This is a genomic window from Flavobacterium amnicola, assembly GCF_004122165.1.
Taxonomy (GTDB): Bacteria; Bacteroidota; Bacteroidia; order Flavobacteriales; family Flavobacteriaceae; genus Flavobacterium; species Flavobacterium amnicola.
The window spans coordinates 543,556-561,079 of the sequence record NZ_SBKO01000001.1; the positions used below are offsets into that span (position 1 = coordinate 543,556).

The 17,524-nt window shown below is 35.0% G+C and carries 14 protein-coding genes; 2 read left to right on the forward strand and 12 right to left on the reverse strand.

Annotation, left to right across the window (positions count from 1 at the left end; translation table 11 throughout):
- Positions 1-96: 96 nt before the first annotated feature.
- Positions 97-675, forward strand: coding sequence for a DUF6705 family protein (locus EQG63_RS02510; RefSeq protein ID WP_129434077.1), 579 nt, complete (start codon positions 97-99; stop codon positions 673-675).
- Between the two features lie 24 nt (positions 676-699).
- On the opposite strand, the gene dinB is transcribed toward EQG63_RS02510, so the two are convergent.
- On the reverse strand, positions 700-1,782 hold the full coding sequence (dinB, locus tag EQG63_RS02515; protein ID WP_129434079.1) for a DNA polymerase IV: 1,083 nt from the start codon (positions 1,780-1,782) through the stop codon (positions 700-702).
- A 25-nt stretch (positions 1,783-1,807) separates the two neighbouring features.
- Here dinB and EQG63_RS02520 point away from each other — a divergent pair, with 25 nt between their 5' ends.
- The gene (locus tag EQG63_RS02520; RefSeq protein WP_129434081.1) at positions 1,808-2,305 is read left to right on the forward strand and encodes a CYTH domain-containing protein; all 498 of its coding nucleotides are present in this window, start codon (positions 1,808-1,810) and stop codon (positions 2,303-2,305) included.
- Positions 2,306-2,311: 6 nt separating this feature from the next.
- Here the strand turns inward: EQG63_RS02520 and EQG63_RS02525 are convergent, their stop codons facing one another.
- The 11 genes from EQG63_RS02525 to EQG63_RS02575 form a co-directional block, all read right to left on the reverse strand.
- Entirely contained in the window at positions 2,312-2,800 is a 489-nt protein-coding gene (locus EQG63_RS02525) for a septal ring lytic transglycosylase RlpA family protein (protein ID WP_129434083.1), read from the reverse strand.
- 79 nt (positions 2,801-2,879) lie between these two features.
- Complete coding sequence (locus tag EQG63_RS02530; RefSeq protein ID WP_129434085.1) at positions 2,880-3,302, reverse strand: hypothetical protein; 423 nt, start codon at positions 3,300-3,302, stop codon at positions 2,880-2,882.
- Between the two features lie 89 nt (positions 3,303-3,391).
- The gene (locus EQG63_RS02535; RefSeq protein WP_129434087.1) at positions 3,392-4,453 is read right to left on the reverse strand and encodes a fasciclin domain-containing protein; all 1,062 of its coding nucleotides are present in this window, start codon (positions 4,451-4,453) and stop codon (positions 3,392-3,394) included.
- A 31-nt stretch (positions 4,454-4,484) separates the two neighbouring features.
- Positions 4,485-7,811: a TonB-dependent receptor gene (locus EQG63_RS02540; RefSeq protein ID WP_129434089.1), complete on the reverse strand. Its 3,327-nt coding sequence runs from the start codon at positions 7,809-7,811 to the stop codon at positions 4,485-4,487.
- 167 nt (positions 7,812-7,978) lie between these two features.
- Entirely contained in the window at positions 7,979-9,616 is a 1,638-nt protein-coding gene (pgi, locus tag EQG63_RS02545; RefSeq protein ID WP_129434091.1) for a glucose-6-phosphate isomerase, read from the reverse strand.
- Positions 9,617-9,726: 110 nt separating this feature from the next.
- On the reverse strand, positions 9,727-10,947 hold the full coding sequence (locus tag EQG63_RS02550) for a peptidoglycan DD-metalloendopeptidase family protein (protein ID WP_129434092.1): 1,221 nt from the start codon (positions 10,945-10,947) through the stop codon (positions 9,727-9,729).
- A gap of 71 nt (positions 10,948-11,018) precedes the next feature.
- On the reverse strand, positions 11,019-11,942 hold the full coding sequence (locus tag EQG63_RS02555) for a tryptophan 2,3-dioxygenase family protein (RefSeq protein WP_129434093.1): 924 nt from the start codon (positions 11,940-11,942) through the stop codon (positions 11,019-11,021).
- A 6-nt stretch (positions 11,943-11,948) separates the two neighbouring features.
- Entirely contained in the window at positions 11,949-12,731 is a 783-nt protein-coding gene (locus EQG63_RS02560) for a DUF3108 domain-containing protein (protein ID WP_129434095.1), read from the reverse strand.
- A gap of 414 nt (positions 12,732-13,145) precedes the next feature.
- Positions 13,146-14,309, reverse strand: a complete 1,164-nt coding sequence (gene hppD, locus EQG63_RS02565) for a 4-hydroxyphenylpyruvate dioxygenase (RefSeq protein WP_129434097.1) — start codon at positions 14,307-14,309, stop codon at positions 13,146-13,148.
- Positions 14,310-14,428: 119 nt separating this feature from the next.
- Positions 14,429-15,586, reverse strand: coding sequence for a homogentisate 1,2-dioxygenase (locus EQG63_RS02570; protein ID WP_129434099.1), 1,158 nt, complete (start codon positions 15,584-15,586; stop codon positions 14,429-14,431).
- Between the two features lie 363 nt (positions 15,587-15,949).
- Complete coding sequence (locus EQG63_RS02575; RefSeq protein ID WP_129434101.1) at positions 15,950-17,437, reverse strand: amino acid permease; 1,488 nt, start codon at positions 17,435-17,437, stop codon at positions 15,950-15,952.
- Positions 17,438-17,524: the final 87 nt, after the last annotated feature.

Genomic DNA, 17,524 nt, shown 5'->3' on the forward strand with positions numbered 1-17,524 from the left:
CTTCTTCAGAAAATATTAAATTAAAATTCAAACCGTCTCGTTCTTACAACGAGACGGTTTTTTTCATAAGTTTACAACTAGCGCCTGCAATTAATTATGAAAAATATTTTAAAATATATATTGCTTTTTAGCGTGTTATCTTGTAAAAGCCAAGTAACTACAATTGTACCACTTTCGAGCTACGATTATCCAAATGGAGCTTATGTAAAAGATTTAAATAATGAATTAGATTATTATGTAGGAACATGGCAAGGAATTTTAAACAATAAAAAGTACATTTTTGAATTTGTGAAATTTACACAACATCAAAGGGGATTGGTTAACGAAGATTATTATTACAGAGATGAATTAAAAGGTAAGCTAAAAGTTATTGATTTACAAAATAATCAAGTTTTATATGATAATCTAAATGCTATAAATTATGATGATTATCTAATTTTAGGATTATCAAAAAGAAATGGTATGTTTAGTTTTATGTATAGAGACAAGCCTGAAAAATGTTATCTTACAGCAGAATTTGATTTAAGGCGCATTAATGGTCAACCAAATCAATTGACATATTGTTATTTTACGTTAAAAAGTTATGGTGGATTGTCAGATTGTATAACGTATCAGAATTTACATGATATTCCAAATTTTTTACCCAAAGCTGACTTAATACTAACCAAACAATAAAAAACTCCTTCAGAAAATATAAAATTAAAACTCAAACCGTAGTTGCACCACTACGGTTTTTTTGATTTCGGTATTGAGGTTGGACAAGGAAATTCCCAATAATCGCACCGAATCTTTCATTTTTTCTTGGTACAATAATTCTTTGGCATTTTCGAATAACAAGCCACTATCTGAAATGAAATAAGGCAAGGTTTTGCTTCGGGTTTGTTGCGTAAAATCGGAGTATTTGATTTTTAGCGTAATCGTTTTTCCAGAGATTTTATGTTTTTGCAATCGTTTGGAAAGTTCTTTGGCGATTCGGTTTAATTTTTCTTCCATAAAAATTTCGGAAGTCAAATTGGTATTGAAGGTATGCTCGGCCGCCACCGATTTGGTCGTGCGATTCGGTTTCACTTGACTGTTGGAAATACCGCGCACCAAAAAATAATAATGTCGGCCACTTTTACTAAAATGTGATTCTAAAAACTCTAACGATTTTGATTTCAAGTCCAAACCCGTATAAATCCCCAATTGGTACATTTTTTCAGTCGTTACTTTCCCAATACCGTAGAATTTTTTCACATCCAAACCTTCCAAAAACGTTTCCACATCTTCCGGATTAATCGTTTTTTGACCGTTGGGTTTGTTGTAATCGGAAGCAATTTTTGCCACAAATTTATTCACCGAAATACCAGCTGAAGCAGTTAATCCCACTTCTTCAAAAATACGTTGGCGAATTTCTTGCGCCAATAAGGTCGCACTTGGATTCCCTTTTTTGTTTTCGGTGACATCAAGGTACGCTTCGTCTAGCGAAAGTGGTTCGACCAAATCGGTGTAGTCATGAAATATCTTTCTGATCTTTTTAGAAATCTCTTTGTAACGATCAAATCGCGGTCGGACAAAAATCAAATCGGGACACAACCGTTTCGCCTGAATGCCGCTCATGGCACTCCGCACGCCAAATTTACGCGCTTCATAACTCGCTGCCGATACCACGCCACGCACTTCACTTCCGCCCACAGCCAAAGGTTTCCCTTTGAGTTCGGGATGGTCCATTTGCTCGACAGAAGCGTAAAAAGCATCCATGTCGACGTGGATTATTTTTCTTTGCGGAATTGATTCGGTCATTACACAAATTTAATACCTTTATCTCATGATTGAAATAGAACGCAAATTTTTAGTTTTAAACAACGATTTTAAATCGCAAGCCACCTCCGAAAATCGAATTGTACAAGGGTATTTGAATTCGAATCCAGAACGAACTGTTCGCGTTCGTATAAAAGGCAACAAAGGATTTTTAACGATTAAAGGAAAAGGAAACGAAAGCGGCACGTCTCGAATGGAATGGGAAAAAGAAATTAATTTACAAGATGCCGAACAACTGCTTTCGCTGTGTGAAAAAGGAAGTATCGATAAAATTCGATACGAAATTCCCCTTGGAAACCACACCTATGAAGTGGATGTTTTTGCGGGAGAAAATAACGGTTTAATTATCGCTGAAATAGAATTACAATCGGAAGATGAAAATTTCGAAACACCATCTTGGTTAGGAAAAGAAGTTACCGGCAACGAGCGTTACTATAACGCCTATTTGAGCAACAACCCTTACTTGACTTGGACTTCGACATCCCGAGACTTCGGGACAGTCTAAAGCATGTTATTTCTTATGAGCCACTTCGATTTTAACCCTCATTTCACCACCGCCTTTATTGGTAGCCAAATACATAAAGGCTCTTTTAGACAAATCGATTTCACGTGAACGCACATGTGGACCACGATCATTAATCTTCACAATGATGGTTCTGCCGTTTCTGAGATTGGTAACGCGTACTTTTGTTCCAAAAGGTAATCTTCTGTGTGCTGCCGTTAATTTTTTATTATCAAAACGTTCTCCACTGGCAGTTCTTCTTCCGTTGAATTTATTGGAATAGTAAGAGGCGTGTGCATTACTTTTATACAGCTTGTAATTGTACAAACCTTCTTCGATAGAAAGGCTATCAATAAGCGCTAAGGTCGAGTCAGGCTTCACTGTGTCTTGTACCACTTGCTTGTACACTTTTTGAGATTCAAACTTCTGAAACGAAAAATTTGAAGTCATAAGTGACGCTATAATTGTGGTAATTCCGATATATATTTTATTAATCATATTCTTTATTATTTACCCACATTATACAAATACCGTACCCAAAACAAAAAAAGCCCTTCAAAAGAGGACTTTAATACTATTATGCCAACCAGCTAGACCAAGGCAAACGTGATAAAATCAGTACTAAGCCTAATCCGTACATCACGGCTATTTTTTTAAATTTAGCAGGACTTTCTGTCAATTTTTTATGCTTTGACCAACCAATTGTTATTAATGCAATGGCGATTACATTAATTAATGGATGCTCCATAGAAGTTAAACGAAGTGCTGCTTCTTTCATATTAAAACCGGAAAGACCAAGAGGAGAAACAAAATATAAAATCAATCCCACCAACAACTGAATGTGAGCAGCAATTAATCCGAATAATGCTATTTTTCTATCTTTAGCCGTAAACTCTTTATTTGATGTTACTCCCATCACACTATTTAGGATAGCAAACACCAATAATATCAGGGCTATATACGCCCAACCAGAATGAAATTTTTGAATGAATTCGTACATTTTGAAAGTTTTAGTTTAAACAAATATACTAAAAATAAAAAACCATCACACTAAGCATGATGGTTAAATATCGATTATAATAATGAATATTATGGCAATACGGGTTGTAATACTCTATCAACAGTATGGATATTTCCATTTGCAGCTTGAATATTAACAAATTTAATATTACTAGCTGCAACAGCTATTACAGGTAGTTCTGTGATTTTTACCGTCCCTTTTGTGATTTTAAATTGCTGAGCAGTAGCTGCTAAAGTTGTTATAGTTACATCAGTAGTAGCCGAAGAAGATGTCCAAGATGTTGCCGAACTAGACGTTAAATTCCCATTAGAAACATGGTATCTTAGAATTTTAGAAATATTGGTTGGCGTAGCATTAGTCCCCGTTATGAAACCTCCTGGAGCTAGTGCCGTATCAAATGCTGTATTTAAAGGTGCAAACACTGTAAATGGACCGTTACCGTTTAATGTAGTTAATACCGCCGATTGGTCTCCGTAAGGACCTGTAGCTGTACTTGAAAGTACTGATAACAAGGACGCTAAATCGGGATTTGCAACAACATGATTTACAATTCTTGGTAGTTTTATTACATTATCCACTTTGTGAACAATACCATTGCTGGCATCAATATCGGCAAAAACAACTTTTGCACCACCATTAGAAATCCCACCGTTTACTAAAACATCAGTACCAACTTTGTTTACAAACATACTTAACGTTGTAGATCCAACTCCAGCTGCAAATGTCTTTGAGTAACCAGCAGTAAGTAAATCATTAGATCTGGTTCCAACTCCCAAAACATGGTTTTGTAGAATCTTTTTCAATTCAGCAATTTGAGCTGCTGACATCGAAGTTGAATTAATATTAGCATCTACTAAAAATCCAGCAGGAATTAAAGTTGAAGAATAGGCTGCAAATGCTGTATTATTTGGCGCAAATATAGTGTATGATCCTGGGTTTGTTAATGTTGTCGACAATTGTGTCACCTCCAAAGCCTTTAACAAAACACTAAAATTAGAGTCATTTTTAAAACTTTCTATAATTGTTGGAAATTTGACAACATCTACTGTATCCTTATCATCACATGAATTTGCGAAAAAAGCAAATGCTACAACACTTAACATTTTTATTATTTGATTTTTAATTTTCATATCTCTATTTTTTTTAAATTTTTAAGACTAATTATTTACCCCCTATTGTGTATCTTAAAGTAAATTGTGCTTGCCAAACATCATTTACTGAAGTGTTTTTTTGAAACGTATCACGAGCTAAGAAACGCTTTCCAGTGTTATCTGTTTGAAGTGCCATAGTATATCCTGGAATATAGTTATTTGAACTACTTGGCGCTTGAGATACATTTAAAATGTTTTGGGCAGTAGCTCGTTGTGAAATACCCCAATCTCTATTTAGCATATTGGTAAAATTCAAGATATCGGCTCTAAATTGAAAAGCATTCTTTTTTCCTGCAATTTTGATATAAAAATCTTGTGTTACCGATAAATCTATTCGGTGTAACATCGGTAAAATATTGCTATTTCTTTGTGCATATTGGCCTCTACGTTTTGACAAATAAGGATCTTGTTCAATAAATTTATCAAATGCTTCCGCTTGTTGTGCTGCGGTATACAACACCAATGTTGAACCTCCAAAATTTTGAGTGATGTCGACAAAACGTAAATCTGAAGCATCTTTAGGGACATACAACAAGTCATTCCCATTGATTCTATCTCCGTTCACATCACCCGAATAAGTATATGAAAACGGATTCGCTTTTTCACCAATGTATCCTAAACTGAATGAAGTTGCTCCTCCTAGTTTTCTACCATAATCAATTTTATATCCTAAAATACCTATCAATCGGTGTGGTGTATTGTTGTTTGATTTTGCTAACTCCAAATCATTGTTTCCATTTACAGAACGAGCACCTGTCCAGGAACCAGCAGCAACTGATCCAGGAGAAATTAAATCATAAGCATCTGAACGGGTGTAAGCAACCGATCCCCAAATACCATTTTTATAGGGATACTCTAATTTATACGTAGTAGAATAAAAATACCCTTTGTTAGAATTTGATAAAACGATACCGTTAGAAACATTGTTATTTACTCTAACTCCGTTATCGGTTCCAGAGTAATATGGTCGATTATCGCCACTAACACTTCCGTTAATTGTTCCTACTGGCTCTGCTAAATTTGCGTTATAGTAAAAAATTTCATTAATATTTTTATTAAAAATTCCTTCCACTGTTCCTACAAAACCGAATGGTAATTTTTGATCTAATGCCACATTGGTTTTCCATACTTGAGGGAACTTAAAGTTTGTATCTGTAAAAGCCAAATCAAATGTAGAAGGTAAGGTCGGTGTACTTGGAATAAAATATTGATTAGGATTAGACGTAAACCCATAACCTCCAGCAATTAAAGCATCTCCTGAAACATCTACAAATCCGGTTAACACTCCATTATTACCAATTTGATTCGAAAGATACACCAAAGGCGGTCTTCCTGTAAAAATTCCTGTTCCTCCTCTAACTTGAGTCGTTGCATCCCCTTTTACATCCAAATTGAAACCTAATCTTGGTTCGAATAAATATTGTGTTTTAGGCATTTCTCCCGTATTAAACCTTTCTCCGTTAGCAAATGTCATCGCAGTTACCGCTTTGTTTTCCATCGCTGTGTCTTTAAAATCGATACGGGTAGCACGTAAACCAAATGTTACTTTGAAATTATCAAACACCTTGATCTCATCTTGTGCATATACGTCAATTTTATTTGATTTTAGTAATTGCATTGGATCTCCTCCACCAGGTAAAGCTGAATATCTGAATTGGAAACGTGATGGTAAATTATTTACCGAAGGTTGACCTCCATTAGCAACAGATTCATTAGCCGCGTCATAAAAATTTTGAAGACTATCAAAAATGTATACTCCGTTTGATCCTGAGAAGAATAGGTTATTAGAAGTAAAACGTTCAAAATTTGCACCAAAAACTAGCGTGTGTTTTCCAAAATTACCAGTTACATTATTGGTAAAATGTAGGGTGGAATAATTTAGCAAATTTCCTTTGGTGAAAGGGTCTAATCCAACTGAAATAAAATTGGTATTATTAGCTGGATTTTTAATATCAATAGTAGGAAATAATCCACCACCTTGTAACGATCTATCTTCTATTTGTTTGTCATACCCCGCTATAAAATTATTACTCCATTTTTGAGACAACTTACTATCAAACTCTACAACAATAGATCTCGTATTATCTTGAATTTCATACCCACTGTTTTGGTAGGACATTGAGTTTTGATTGTTTGTTCTTCCTCCAAACCCTAAGGAACTAGAATTAGAAGTTAAATTATCTGATTTAGAATCATGGTGAACATATCTTGCCGTTAACTTATGATTATCACTAATATTCCAGTCAATTCTACCCAAGAATTTTCTTGAAACTCTTTCAGAATCAAAACCTTCCCATGGACCTGTTTCGTAGCCAAATTTTTCACGCATAAAATTTGATAACGTTTCCATTTGATTATATGTTGGCGCCGATATTTGACTACCTTGCAATGGTGAACCACCAGAAACCCATGTAGTCGCTGGACTAGTATTATCTACCGTTTCATAATTTCCAAAAATAAATAATTTGTTTTTGATAATTGGAGCACCGAAACGAGCACCGAAAACTTTTTCATCAAATTTAGCTGGTTCAATTTTAACTTCTCCAGCCTTAGTCCCCACATAATATTTTTTATTATTTCTAAAAGAATGATAAACAGACGATTCAACCTCATTAGTACCACTTCTTGTAACGGCATTAATACCCGAACCTACAAAACCTGATTGTCTGACATCAAAAGGAGCAATATTAACTTGTACCTGTTCGATAGCATCTAGCGAAATAGCAGTAGAACCAGTTCTTCCACCGGCTTGAGCACTAGAACCCAAACCAAATCCATCATTAAATACCGATCCGTCAATTGTAAAATTATTAAGTCTAGAATCTTGTCCCCCAAAAGAACCACCACTACCTGCGTTCGCATTATATTTCGTAATAGCACTAATAGATCTTGAGCCAATCACTGGAGCGGCATTTATTTCTCTGGAATTAAATTGTTGCGATGCACCATTTCTTCCTTTAGAAAAAGTGGGATTTCTAGTAGATTTTACTACCACTTCTTCAAGAGCATTCATTTCATCAACAATAATGGTATTAACATTTACATTGCTTCCTAACGGAGCATTAACATCTGAAATTATAGATGTTTTAAATCCCATAAAGCTGAATTTTACCTCGTAAGGTCCTCCTGGTCTTACAGAAGGAATACTATAACCACCGGCATTATCAGTATTTGTAAAATATTTTGTACCTGTTGGTTGATGAACAACTTCGACATTAACACCTGGCATCGTCTCTCCTTTGTTCGATTTAACAGTACCTGAAATCGCTGATTTCGTCACTTGTGAAAAAGCAAAAGAAGAAACAAAAACCAGAAAAAGAATTAAGGCTTTTTTCATATTACGCTTGTTTTTTTAATTTGTCGCAAATTTCACTCAATTTTAGTCATGACGTGTTAAGCAAACATTAATATTATGCAAGCATAATATTCTTAACTTTATTAAAAAATTAAGAAATACTGATTTAACATTTATAAACAAATGCTACTATTAAATTAAAAGTCCCCTTATTTTAAATAATTCCTCAATAAGAACGAGGTAGAAGCATCATGTTGCTTGATCTCTTTTTGATCTATTTCTTCCAAAATAGTATTGGCCAACTGTTTTCCCAATTCAACACCCCATTGGTCATAGCTGAAAATATTCCAAATAATTCCTTGTACAAAAATTTTATGTTCGTACATCGCAATTAATGACCCTAATGTTTCTGGAGTAAGAGAATCAATTAAAAAAGTGGTCGTTGGTTTATTTCCTTGAAACACTTTAAAGGGTAATAAAGCTGCAGCTTTCTCTTGGGAAACACCATCCTTTTTAAATTCTGCTAAAACTTGCGTTTCGGTTTTACCATTCAGTAAAGCTTCTGTTTGTGCAAAGAAATTAGACATCAGTTTATCATGGTGACTGTTATTATTATACAACGACTTTCTAAATCCAATAAAATCGGTCGGAATCAATTTAGTTCCTTGGTGGATTAATTGAAAAAAAGCGTGTTGGGAATTGGTCCCTGGTTCTCCCCAGATTATGGTTCCCGTTTGATAGTTCACTGGAAAGCCATCTCGTCCGACAGATTTTCCATTACTTTCCATAATTCCCTGTTGTAAGTAAGGCGCTAATTTTTGCAGGTATTGTGAATACGGAATCAGTGCTTCGCTTTCGGCACCAAAAAAATTATTGTACCAAATAGTCAACAACGCTAAAATTACCGGTATGTTTTTATCGAAAGATGCTGTTTTAAAATGTTCATCCATTTTGTTGGCACCGGATAATAATTTTTCGAAATTATCAAACCCAACGGCTAAACTTATAGACAGTCCAACTGCGCTCCAAAGCGAAAATCGACCGCCAACCCAATCCCACATTGGGAAAATATTTTCCTCGGAAATCCCAAAATCGTTAGCCTTTTTAATGTTTGCAGAAACGGCTATAAAGTGTTTGGCAACATCCTTTTGTGTAGCCGATTTCAGAAACCAAGTCCGAACTGTCTCTGCATTTGACAAGGTTTCTTGAGTTGTAAATGTTTTAGAAGCCACCACAAACAACGTGGTTTCTGGATTTACTTTTTTCAAAATTTCCTGAACGTGATCGCCATCCACATTGGAAATAAAATGAACATTCAAGTGGTTTTTATAGAATTGTAACGACTCGACAACCATTGCGGGTCCTAAATCGGAGCCACCAACGCCAATATTGACAATGTCAGTGAATGCTTTTCCTGAAAATCCTTTTTTATCGCCTGAAAATATTTCGTTAGAAAACGATTTCATTTTATTTTTTACGGCAAAGATTTCAGGCACTACATTTTTACCACCCACTAAAACAACCTCATTTTCTTTGGCGCGTAAGGCGGTATGCAAAACGGCACGATTTTCTGTTTGATTGATATTGGTTCCCGAAAATTGCGCTTCAATTGCTTGTTTTAAACCAACTTCATTCGCTAATTCCAAAAGCAAATCTATCGTTTTTTGATTGATTCTGTTTTTAGAATAATCAACCAAAAACTGCTCCCATTGTATATGAAATTTTTGGGCTCGGTTTTCATCTTGAGCAAACATTTCTTTCATGTCAACATATTGCATGTCGAAGAAATGCTCTCGAAGTTTCTGCCAAGCTTGAGTCTCTGATGGATTTATTGATGGTAGCATAATATATATTCAATTGAAACGAACAGCGAATTTACAATTTTGATTTCGAAAAAAGAGCAACAAAAGCAAGTTCTTACTAAGACTTTTAAACGAAAACGATGTAGTTAAAAAAATTATTTCACTCCAGCAATACTATCCAATTCTCTTTTTAGAGGTTTGATTAATTCTAAATACTTTGGTTTGTTTTTACTATCCATTGGGCTAGAGTTCGGCAATTTTAATCGCAAGGCATCTACTTGTTTGCCATTTTTCCAGAAACGATAGCACACGTGAGGCCCTGTGGCCAAACCAGTGCTTCCCACTCTTCCGATGATCTGTCCCTGAGTTACTCGTTGTCCTCGACGCACCAATATCCTTGACATGTGTAAATATTGTGTTGAATAGGTCCTGTCGTGTTTGACTTTAACGTGATTTCCGTTTCCAGCGGTATAGCCTGCTAACTCAACTACACCGTTAGCAGTTGACATAATAGGTGTTCCGTGGGGTGCCGCATAATCAGTACCATTATGAGCTTTGAAAAATTTCTGAACAGGATGAAATCGTCTTTTGGAAAAACGTGAGGTGATATTGATTGATTTTAATGGCGCTTTTAAAAAGAAGTTTTTTAAAGCTTTCCCTTCTTCATCGTAATAGTCAATTTTTCCTACCTTATTTTGTTGAAATGGGAAGGCGTATATTCTCTTCCCTTTGTATTCAAAAAAAGCACATTCCAAAGAATCAACCCCATCATAAATGGTATCGTTGATGTATCTTTCGGTAAAAGTCACCGCAAATTTGTCGCCTTTTTTCGATTTAAAAAAATCGATGGACCATTTGTAAACATTAATTAATTTAGCCGACAAAGAGCCTGCAACGCCTTCATTTTTTAAGGTTTCCGATAAAGAGCCATCCAATTGGCCGGCGATTGTTCTTCTTTTTATGGTTATCGGCAGAATTTTCTTTGTTGCTTTGGCAATAGAATCATTAAAATCTACGATATAATAACTTCGTTGATCGGGTTGATAAACGAAATATTGCAATTTTTTGGTTTTATCTTTTGACAGTAACATCAAATAAGGTTTGTGCAACCTCATGAGTTTTACATTAAAAGTATCTTTAATTTGTGCAACCACATCAAAAACTTGTTTAGTCCCAAGATTTTGTTTCTGAATAATACTTCCAAATGTATCGTCTTTACGAATAGAATCTTGAATTACGGTAAAATCATTCAGCTTAAAACCAAAGCCATAACGAATGACTTCTGATTTTTTAACTGATTGATCTTCAGTATCGGACTCTTTTTTACAAGAAAAAAGTGAAAAGATTATTAATAATAAGGATATGTATTTTTTCAATCGAAGCTTATTTTCAAAGGCCTTTTGACTATTCAAAAAGCAAAAATTAGACAAGCTAATATAGAAAAAAATTATAAGTTTTCGCCCCAAGTGGCTAATTCTTGCTCTGACCAAAGTTCCGGAAAGAAAATTCGACGCTGGTAACGTGGGTGCATGTATTTTTTCCAATCACTACCACCAGTAGCTTCACCATCCCCTTTTCCGTTATCAATATATTTTTTGGCCGCATTATAATGACCCATCACCCAAGTAATGTTGACCGTATAATCATAATGACGCATGGCTTTGATTAATTCAGGATTTTTTTGGTCTGCTTCGGGTAGTTCTTTAAATTTTCGCCAAAGATTAATGGTGTTGTATTCTTCCATCGTGCGAAGGAAATCCACTTTGTATTTTTCTTCAAACTGTTGCAAAAAATAAGACTTTTGACCGGTAGTATAATCTTTTCCAGCGGCTTGCCAATATAAATGCTCGAAAGCATGCGTATACGGAGTATTTCTGTCGATAGTCGCTCTAAAACGGTAATCGATCAAGTTAATCAAATCGGTTGAACAAAACTCAATCATACGGTATTGGGCACTTTGAAATCCACTTGCTGGTGTCAACGTATGACGGAATTTCATGTATTGTTCTACTTCCATTCCATCACCCATGATCGTAAATGAAGTCGTTAGCATATCAAAGTAACGACTCACACGCATTAATCGTTCGGTAAAAAAAGGAGTTGTTAATTTTTCAGCGTACGAAATTTGTTTTATTTCCCACAAAATCATTTTGAATAATAATTCATTGATTTGATGGTACATGATAAACACGTTTTCATCAGGAAAAACAGTTCTTTGCACTTGCAAATTAAGAAGAGCATCGGTTTGGATGTAATCCCAATACGTGATAGGTTTGGACCACAACAAGCCTTCCAAATGCGCTTCTGTCTTTTGATTTATTTCTTTGTATTTATTATCGATTTCGTTTACTAACGCTGAAAAATCACTCATTTTTTATTATTTAATTACCATAAATGGGTTTTTTAAACCTTTAAAAGAATCTAAATCGGCTTTTAACGATCCCACTGCTAAACTCGCTTTGATTCGCAACGGCACTTTATTCTGATCATCTGAAACCCAAACGGTTAAACTTTCTTGTTCTTTAAAAACCCTTCCTGATTGCACCAAAGGTCTAAAAATCATTGTTTTTGCTTTACCAAATTTAGTATTAAGCGTTTCACGACCAATGAATTTAAGTTTGAATTTATAAATTTCGTCATCGAAAAACATATCAATCAAGATTGATTCACCTGGTTTTAGCTTGTCTACATTTGGATGATTGCGTAAGTAGTAAAAGGAAGAAACAATATCCTGAACATTTTCGGTAACCGATATGTTTTTCTCCGTTTTGTTTTTATAATCTTTTACTAAAACGGTGTTTTTTTCCTGATTAAAAAATCCTTCTTGATTTTTGGTGTAGCCCCCTTCATCAATTTTTCGCAAGTATTGAAAAGGCTTCGTGGTTTCTTGATCGAAGACACTTTGATAATGATCGTCTACTTTAAAGAAAAAACGTGACATACCTGAAGTATAACCGTGTCCTACCGCATAAAAACATTTTCTATTATTTCGAGTTGCCTCTTTGAGTTCAAGAGTAGCATAACCGGCATTTACCATACCGTAGTGAATTCGGAATTTAAGCCATTCTCCTACTCCGTATGCTTCCGGTTTTTGAGTGAAAGAAGCCAATGCAAATGTTACTGCAAACAAAACAGACGCTAAAAGTACTTTCTTTTTCATTTTTGTTGATTTTATTGTTTTCTAGTAGGAATACAATATTCATTCCAAAAGTACTAAAAAACAAAAAAACCCAGCTATTACTAACTGAGTTTTTATGCTATTAACCAACCAAAAAACTATAAATTATGAAAATTTATTCAAAACGGAGGGAACCACCCCTCTGAATTGCTCTGCAAAGATATAATGGTTTTTGAATTATATCTAACGAAAAATCAATTTTAACATTTTTTTATCAAAACAATAGTCGTCAAGACCCATAAAGCTGATTAATTCGCAATAAAATTTTATTATTTTTATGATTAATTAAATATTTTTTTGAAGTCAAAAATAAAAAACACTATAAATCAGGTAGTTAAAAAAACAAAAAAAGCCGAAAATGAAATATTTTCGGCTTTTTTTTAAAAACTTTTAATTTTATAAAGTTCCTCTTAACTCTTGTTCTCTTTCTATGGATTCAAAAAGAGCTTTAAAATTTCCAGCTCCGAAACCTTTGGCACCCATTCTTTGGATAATTTCGAAGAAAAGCGTTGGACGGTCTTCGATTGGTTTGGTGAAAATTTGCAATAAATATCCTTCTTCATCCGCATCAATCATGATTCCTAATTTTTGCAATTCGTTGATGTCTTCTTTAAATTTAGACATATGATCTTTCAATCTTTCTGGAATAGCATCATAATAGGCTTGTGGTGGTGTGCTCAAAAATTCGATTCCACGTGCACGCATATCGGCAACAGTAGTAAGAATATCATCGGTAGCTACCGCAATATGCTGTACCCCTTCGCCTTCATAGAAATCTAAATATTCTTCAATTTGAGAACGTTTTTTTCCGTTAGCAGGTTCGTTAATAGGGAATTTTATTCTTCCATTACCGTTAGACATCACTTTCGACATCAAAGCAGAATATTCGGTAGTAATTTGTTTGTCGTCAAAAGAAAGGAAATTCACAAATCCCATCACATCTTCAAACCATTTTACTGCTTCGTCCATTCTGTTCCATCCGGTATTTCCAACCATATGGTCGATAAATTTTAATCCCACAGGTGCTGGGTTGTATTCGGATTTCCATTCGCTGTATCCTGGCAAAAAGATTCCGTTATAATTTTTTCGTTCTACGAAAATAAATACGGTTTCACCATAAGCACCATAAATTCCGGCACGGACAACTTCACCATTATCATCTTTTTCAACAACGGGTTCAAAATAAGGTTTGGCGCCACGTTTTGTCGTTTCTTCAAATGCAGAACGCGCGTCTTCTACCCAAAGGGCAATCACTTTAACACCATCTCCATGCTTTTTTACATGCTCTCCAATTGGAGAATCACTATTCAAAGCGGTAGTTAATACCAAACGAATTTTGTCTTGTTTCAACACATAAGACGCTCTGTCTTTTACACCAGTTTCTAGTCCGGCATAGGCCAAAGACTGAAAACCAAATGCAGTTTTGTAGAAATGTGCGGCTTGTTTGGCATTACCAACATATAACTCTACATAATCGGTTCCTAACAAGGGAAGGAAATCTTGTGCTCCTTCAAATATTTTTTCTAAGCCGTATTCGACTGATTTTATTTCGTTACTCATAATTAAGCCCCACCTAACCTCCCTAAATGGGAAGGAAAACGCCGTGGAGAAATGCGTTTTTTAAAATTATTATGTTACTATATTCTTAAAGCCCCTCCTTTGGAGGGGTTGGGGAGGCTTTACTCCAACCAAGATTGATAATATTTATCATCCGTAATATTCATAGCTTCTTCAGTCACCATTAAGGGTTTGAAAGTATCCACCATTACCGCTAATTCTTGGGTTTCTGTTTTTCCAATACTTCTTTCTGCAGCTCCTGGGTGTGGCCCGTGTGGAATTCCAGCAGGATGCAAGGAAATATTTCCTGGACTTACATCGTTTCGGCTCATAAAATCACCATCAACATAATACAACACTTCATCACTATCGATATTACTATGATTGTAAGGTGCTGGTATTGATTGCGGATGATAATCGTATAAACGAGGTACAAACGAACAAATCACAAAAGCATCCGTTTCGAATGTTTGATGCACTGGAGGCGGTTGGTGAATTCTACCAGTTATCGGTTCAAAGTCATGAATTGACAAAGCATAGGGATAATTAAATCCGTCATAACCAATAACATCAAAGGGATGGGAAGCATAAACCATTTCGAAAATTTCGTCTTTCTTTTTGACTTTGATGACAAATTCTCCGGTTTCATTATATGTTTCTAATTCTTCTGGACGTCGAATATCTCGCTCGCAAAAAGGAGAATGTTCTAATAACTGCCCGAACCAGTTACGGTAACGCTTTGGTGTATAAACCGGACGGTGTGATTCTACGATAAACAATCGGTTATCTTCCGAATCGAAATCGATTTTGTAAATAATCCCGCGAGGGATAACCAAGTAATCTCCATATTTAAAATCAAGATTTCCGTATATGGTTCTCAATTTACCGGTTCCTTTATGGATGAAAATTACCTCGTCAGAATCGGTATTTTTATAAAAGTAATCGGTTGTTGATTTTCGAGGCGCTGCTAAAGCAATATGACAATCAGAATTGGTCAAAACAATTTTTCGGCTTTCTAAAAAATCATCTTGCGGTGCGATATCAAACCCTTTTAACTTATAGGATTGGATATTATTTGCTTTGGCAATTTTTGGTGCTACCGAATATTGTTTTCTAATTTCTTTGACCTGTGTTGGTCGTTGTTCGTGATAGGAATTGGTAGACATACCGTCGAAACCAACCGTTCCGAAAAGTTGTTCATAATACAAGTCTCCGTTTTCCTTACGAAATTGTATATGTCTTTTGTGTGGAATTTTTCCTAATTTATGATAAAATGGCATTTTCTTTAAGTTTAAAATTTAACATTTAAAAGTTTAAAGTAGCTGACTTAAAACTTTTCCCTAAAACAAAAAGAAAAATTGCTCACTCAGGATTTCTCTTGATGAGGAATTTTAAATGACTTAATAAACCTTTAAATTGTGGTTTCATATGCAAAATTTATTGCTTTTCTGGCCATATGGTATCTCTTTTCTTATTAATGTTTGCTATAGTAAACTTGTTTTTAATGGCGATTTCATAATAACAAATATCGGAAAAATTTAAATTTTAACCGTGCATCTTGTGAAAAAATTATAAAAGAGAAAAGGCATTAAAAAAATGATTTGTCAAATTTTTAATGCCTTTGCTACTATATTTTGAGTGTTTTATTCTTCTTTTCCTTTTTCAGAATTATTTAAAACACTTCTTTTCTTACCGTATAAGAAATAAATTGCTAGTCCGATAGCCAACCAACCTGCTAATCGCAACCAGTTTGTCCATCCTAATCCAGCAATCATAGCCAAACATACCCCAACTCCAAGAATTGGAACTACTGGGACGAAAGGCGTTTTAAATTCTCTTTTCATATCTGGATGTGTTTTTCTTAACACAATTACCGAAATACAAACTAAGATGAATGCAAATAAGGTTCCGATACTTGTCATATCACCCACGATATCACCAGGAACAAAAGCAGCAAATAATCCAACAATAACTAGAATCGCAAGATTCGCTTTGTATGGTGTTTTGTATTTTGAATGTAAATCACCGAATGCTTTTGGCAATAAACCATCTTTACCCATTGAGTAAAAAACACGAGATTGTCCTAATAACATTACTAATATTACAGAAGTAAATCCGAATAAAATAGCAACCGTTACAAACTGTGCTAACCATTCGTAACCTGGCATTGCCGAAGTAATGGCATTGGCTACTGATGCTTCTTTTCCACCTGTTCTGAAAAATTCAACTGATTCAAGTCCCGTTAAAACGTGAGCAAAAAGAATATACAAGATCGTACATACCGCTAATGATCCTAAAATACCAATTGGCATATCGCGTTTCGGATTTTTAGTTTCTTGTGCTGCTGTACTTACGGCATCAAAACCAATAAAGGCAAAAAACACCGTTCCTGCAGCTCCAAGAATACCCCAAATTCCTCCGAAATTATGACCAATTCCATGCTCATCTACAAAAACAGATTCTTGTGGGATATACGGCGTATGATTTGTTGGGTTGATAAAATTCCACCCTAAAACAATAATCAAAACGACAATAGAAACTTTTACAATAACGATTAAGCTATTTACAAAAGCCGATTCTTGTGTTCCTTTAATTAAAAGCAAACTAATAACTCCAACAATAAATAATGCTGGAAAGTTAATGATTCCATTCACTCCATCTGCAGAAGTTTGAAATGGAGAGTGGCACCATTCATAAGGAATAGGGCTCACATGAAGTACATTGACCAGTAAATTATTCAGATACTCACTCCAAGCGATTCCTACTGTTGCGGCTCCTACGGCATATTCAAGAATTAAATCCCATCCAATAATCCAAGCCAACAACTCTCCCATAGTGGCATACGTGTAGGTATAAGCACTCCCCGCAATTGGAATAGAGGAAGAAAGCTCAGCATAACACAAACCTGCTAATGCACATCCGATAGCTGCAACAATAAATCCTATGGTAACAGATGGTCCCGCACTTTGAGCGGCCGCTGTTGCTGTTCTTACAAATAATCCAGCTCCGATAATAGCTCCAATTCCTAGCGCTACCAATGACCAAGCGGTTAAAGTTCTTTTTAATCCTTTTTCAGATTCTGACGCTTCAGCAAGTAATAGCGCCATTGATTTTCTTTTCCAAATAGACATAAAATAAATGTTTGGTTTTTAGTGTCCCAAAAATAGGTTTTTTTAGTTTGAAAAAAACATATTTGTAAAATTTTATGAAATGTACTG

Bases quoted from the DNA above. Each gene is read 5' to 3' on its own strand.
- EQG63_RS02510 (WP_129434077.1), top strand. From the start codon at position 97: ATGAAAAATATTTTAAAATATATATTGCTTTTTAGCGTGTTATCTTGT.
- dinB (WP_129434079.1), bottom strand. From the start codon at position 1,782: ATGACCGAATCAATTCCGCAAAGAAAAATAATCCACGTCGACATGGAT.
- EQG63_RS02520 (WP_129434081.1), top strand. From the start codon at position 1,808: ATGATTGAAATAGAACGCAAATTTTTAGTTTTAAACAACGATTTTAAA.
- EQG63_RS02525 (WP_129434083.1), bottom strand. From the start codon at position 2,800: ATGATTAATAAAATATATATCGGAATTACCACAATTATAGCGTCACTT.
- EQG63_RS02530 (WP_129434085.1), bottom strand. From the start codon at position 3,302: ATGTACGAATTCATTCAAAAATTTCATTCTGGTTGGGCGTATATAGCC.
- EQG63_RS02535 (WP_129434087.1), bottom strand. From the start codon at position 4,453: ATGAAAATTAAAAATCAAATAATAAAAATGTTAAGTGTTGTAGCATTT.
- EQG63_RS02540 (WP_129434089.1), bottom strand. From the start codon at position 7,811: ATGAAAAAAGCCTTAATTCTTTTTCTGGTTTTTGTTTCTTCTTTTGCT.
- EQG63_RS02555 (WP_129434093.1), bottom strand. From the start codon at position 11,942: ATGAGTGATTTTTCAGCGTTAGTAAACGAAATCGATAATAAATACAAA.
- EQG63_RS02560 (WP_129434095.1), bottom strand. From the start codon at position 12,731: ATGAAAAAGAAAGTACTTTTAGCGTCTGTTTTGTTTGCAGTAACATTT.
- hppD (WP_129434097.1), bottom strand. From the start codon at position 14,309: ATGAGTAACGAAATAAAATCAGTCGAATACGGCTTAGAAAAAATATTT.
- EQG63_RS02570 (WP_129434099.1), bottom strand. From the start codon at position 15,586: ATGCCATTTTATCATAAATTAGGAAAAATTCCACACAAAAGACATATA.
- EQG63_RS02575 (WP_129434101.1), bottom strand. From the start codon at position 17,437: ATGTCTATTTGGAAAAGAAAATCAATGGCGCTATTACTTGCTGAAGCG.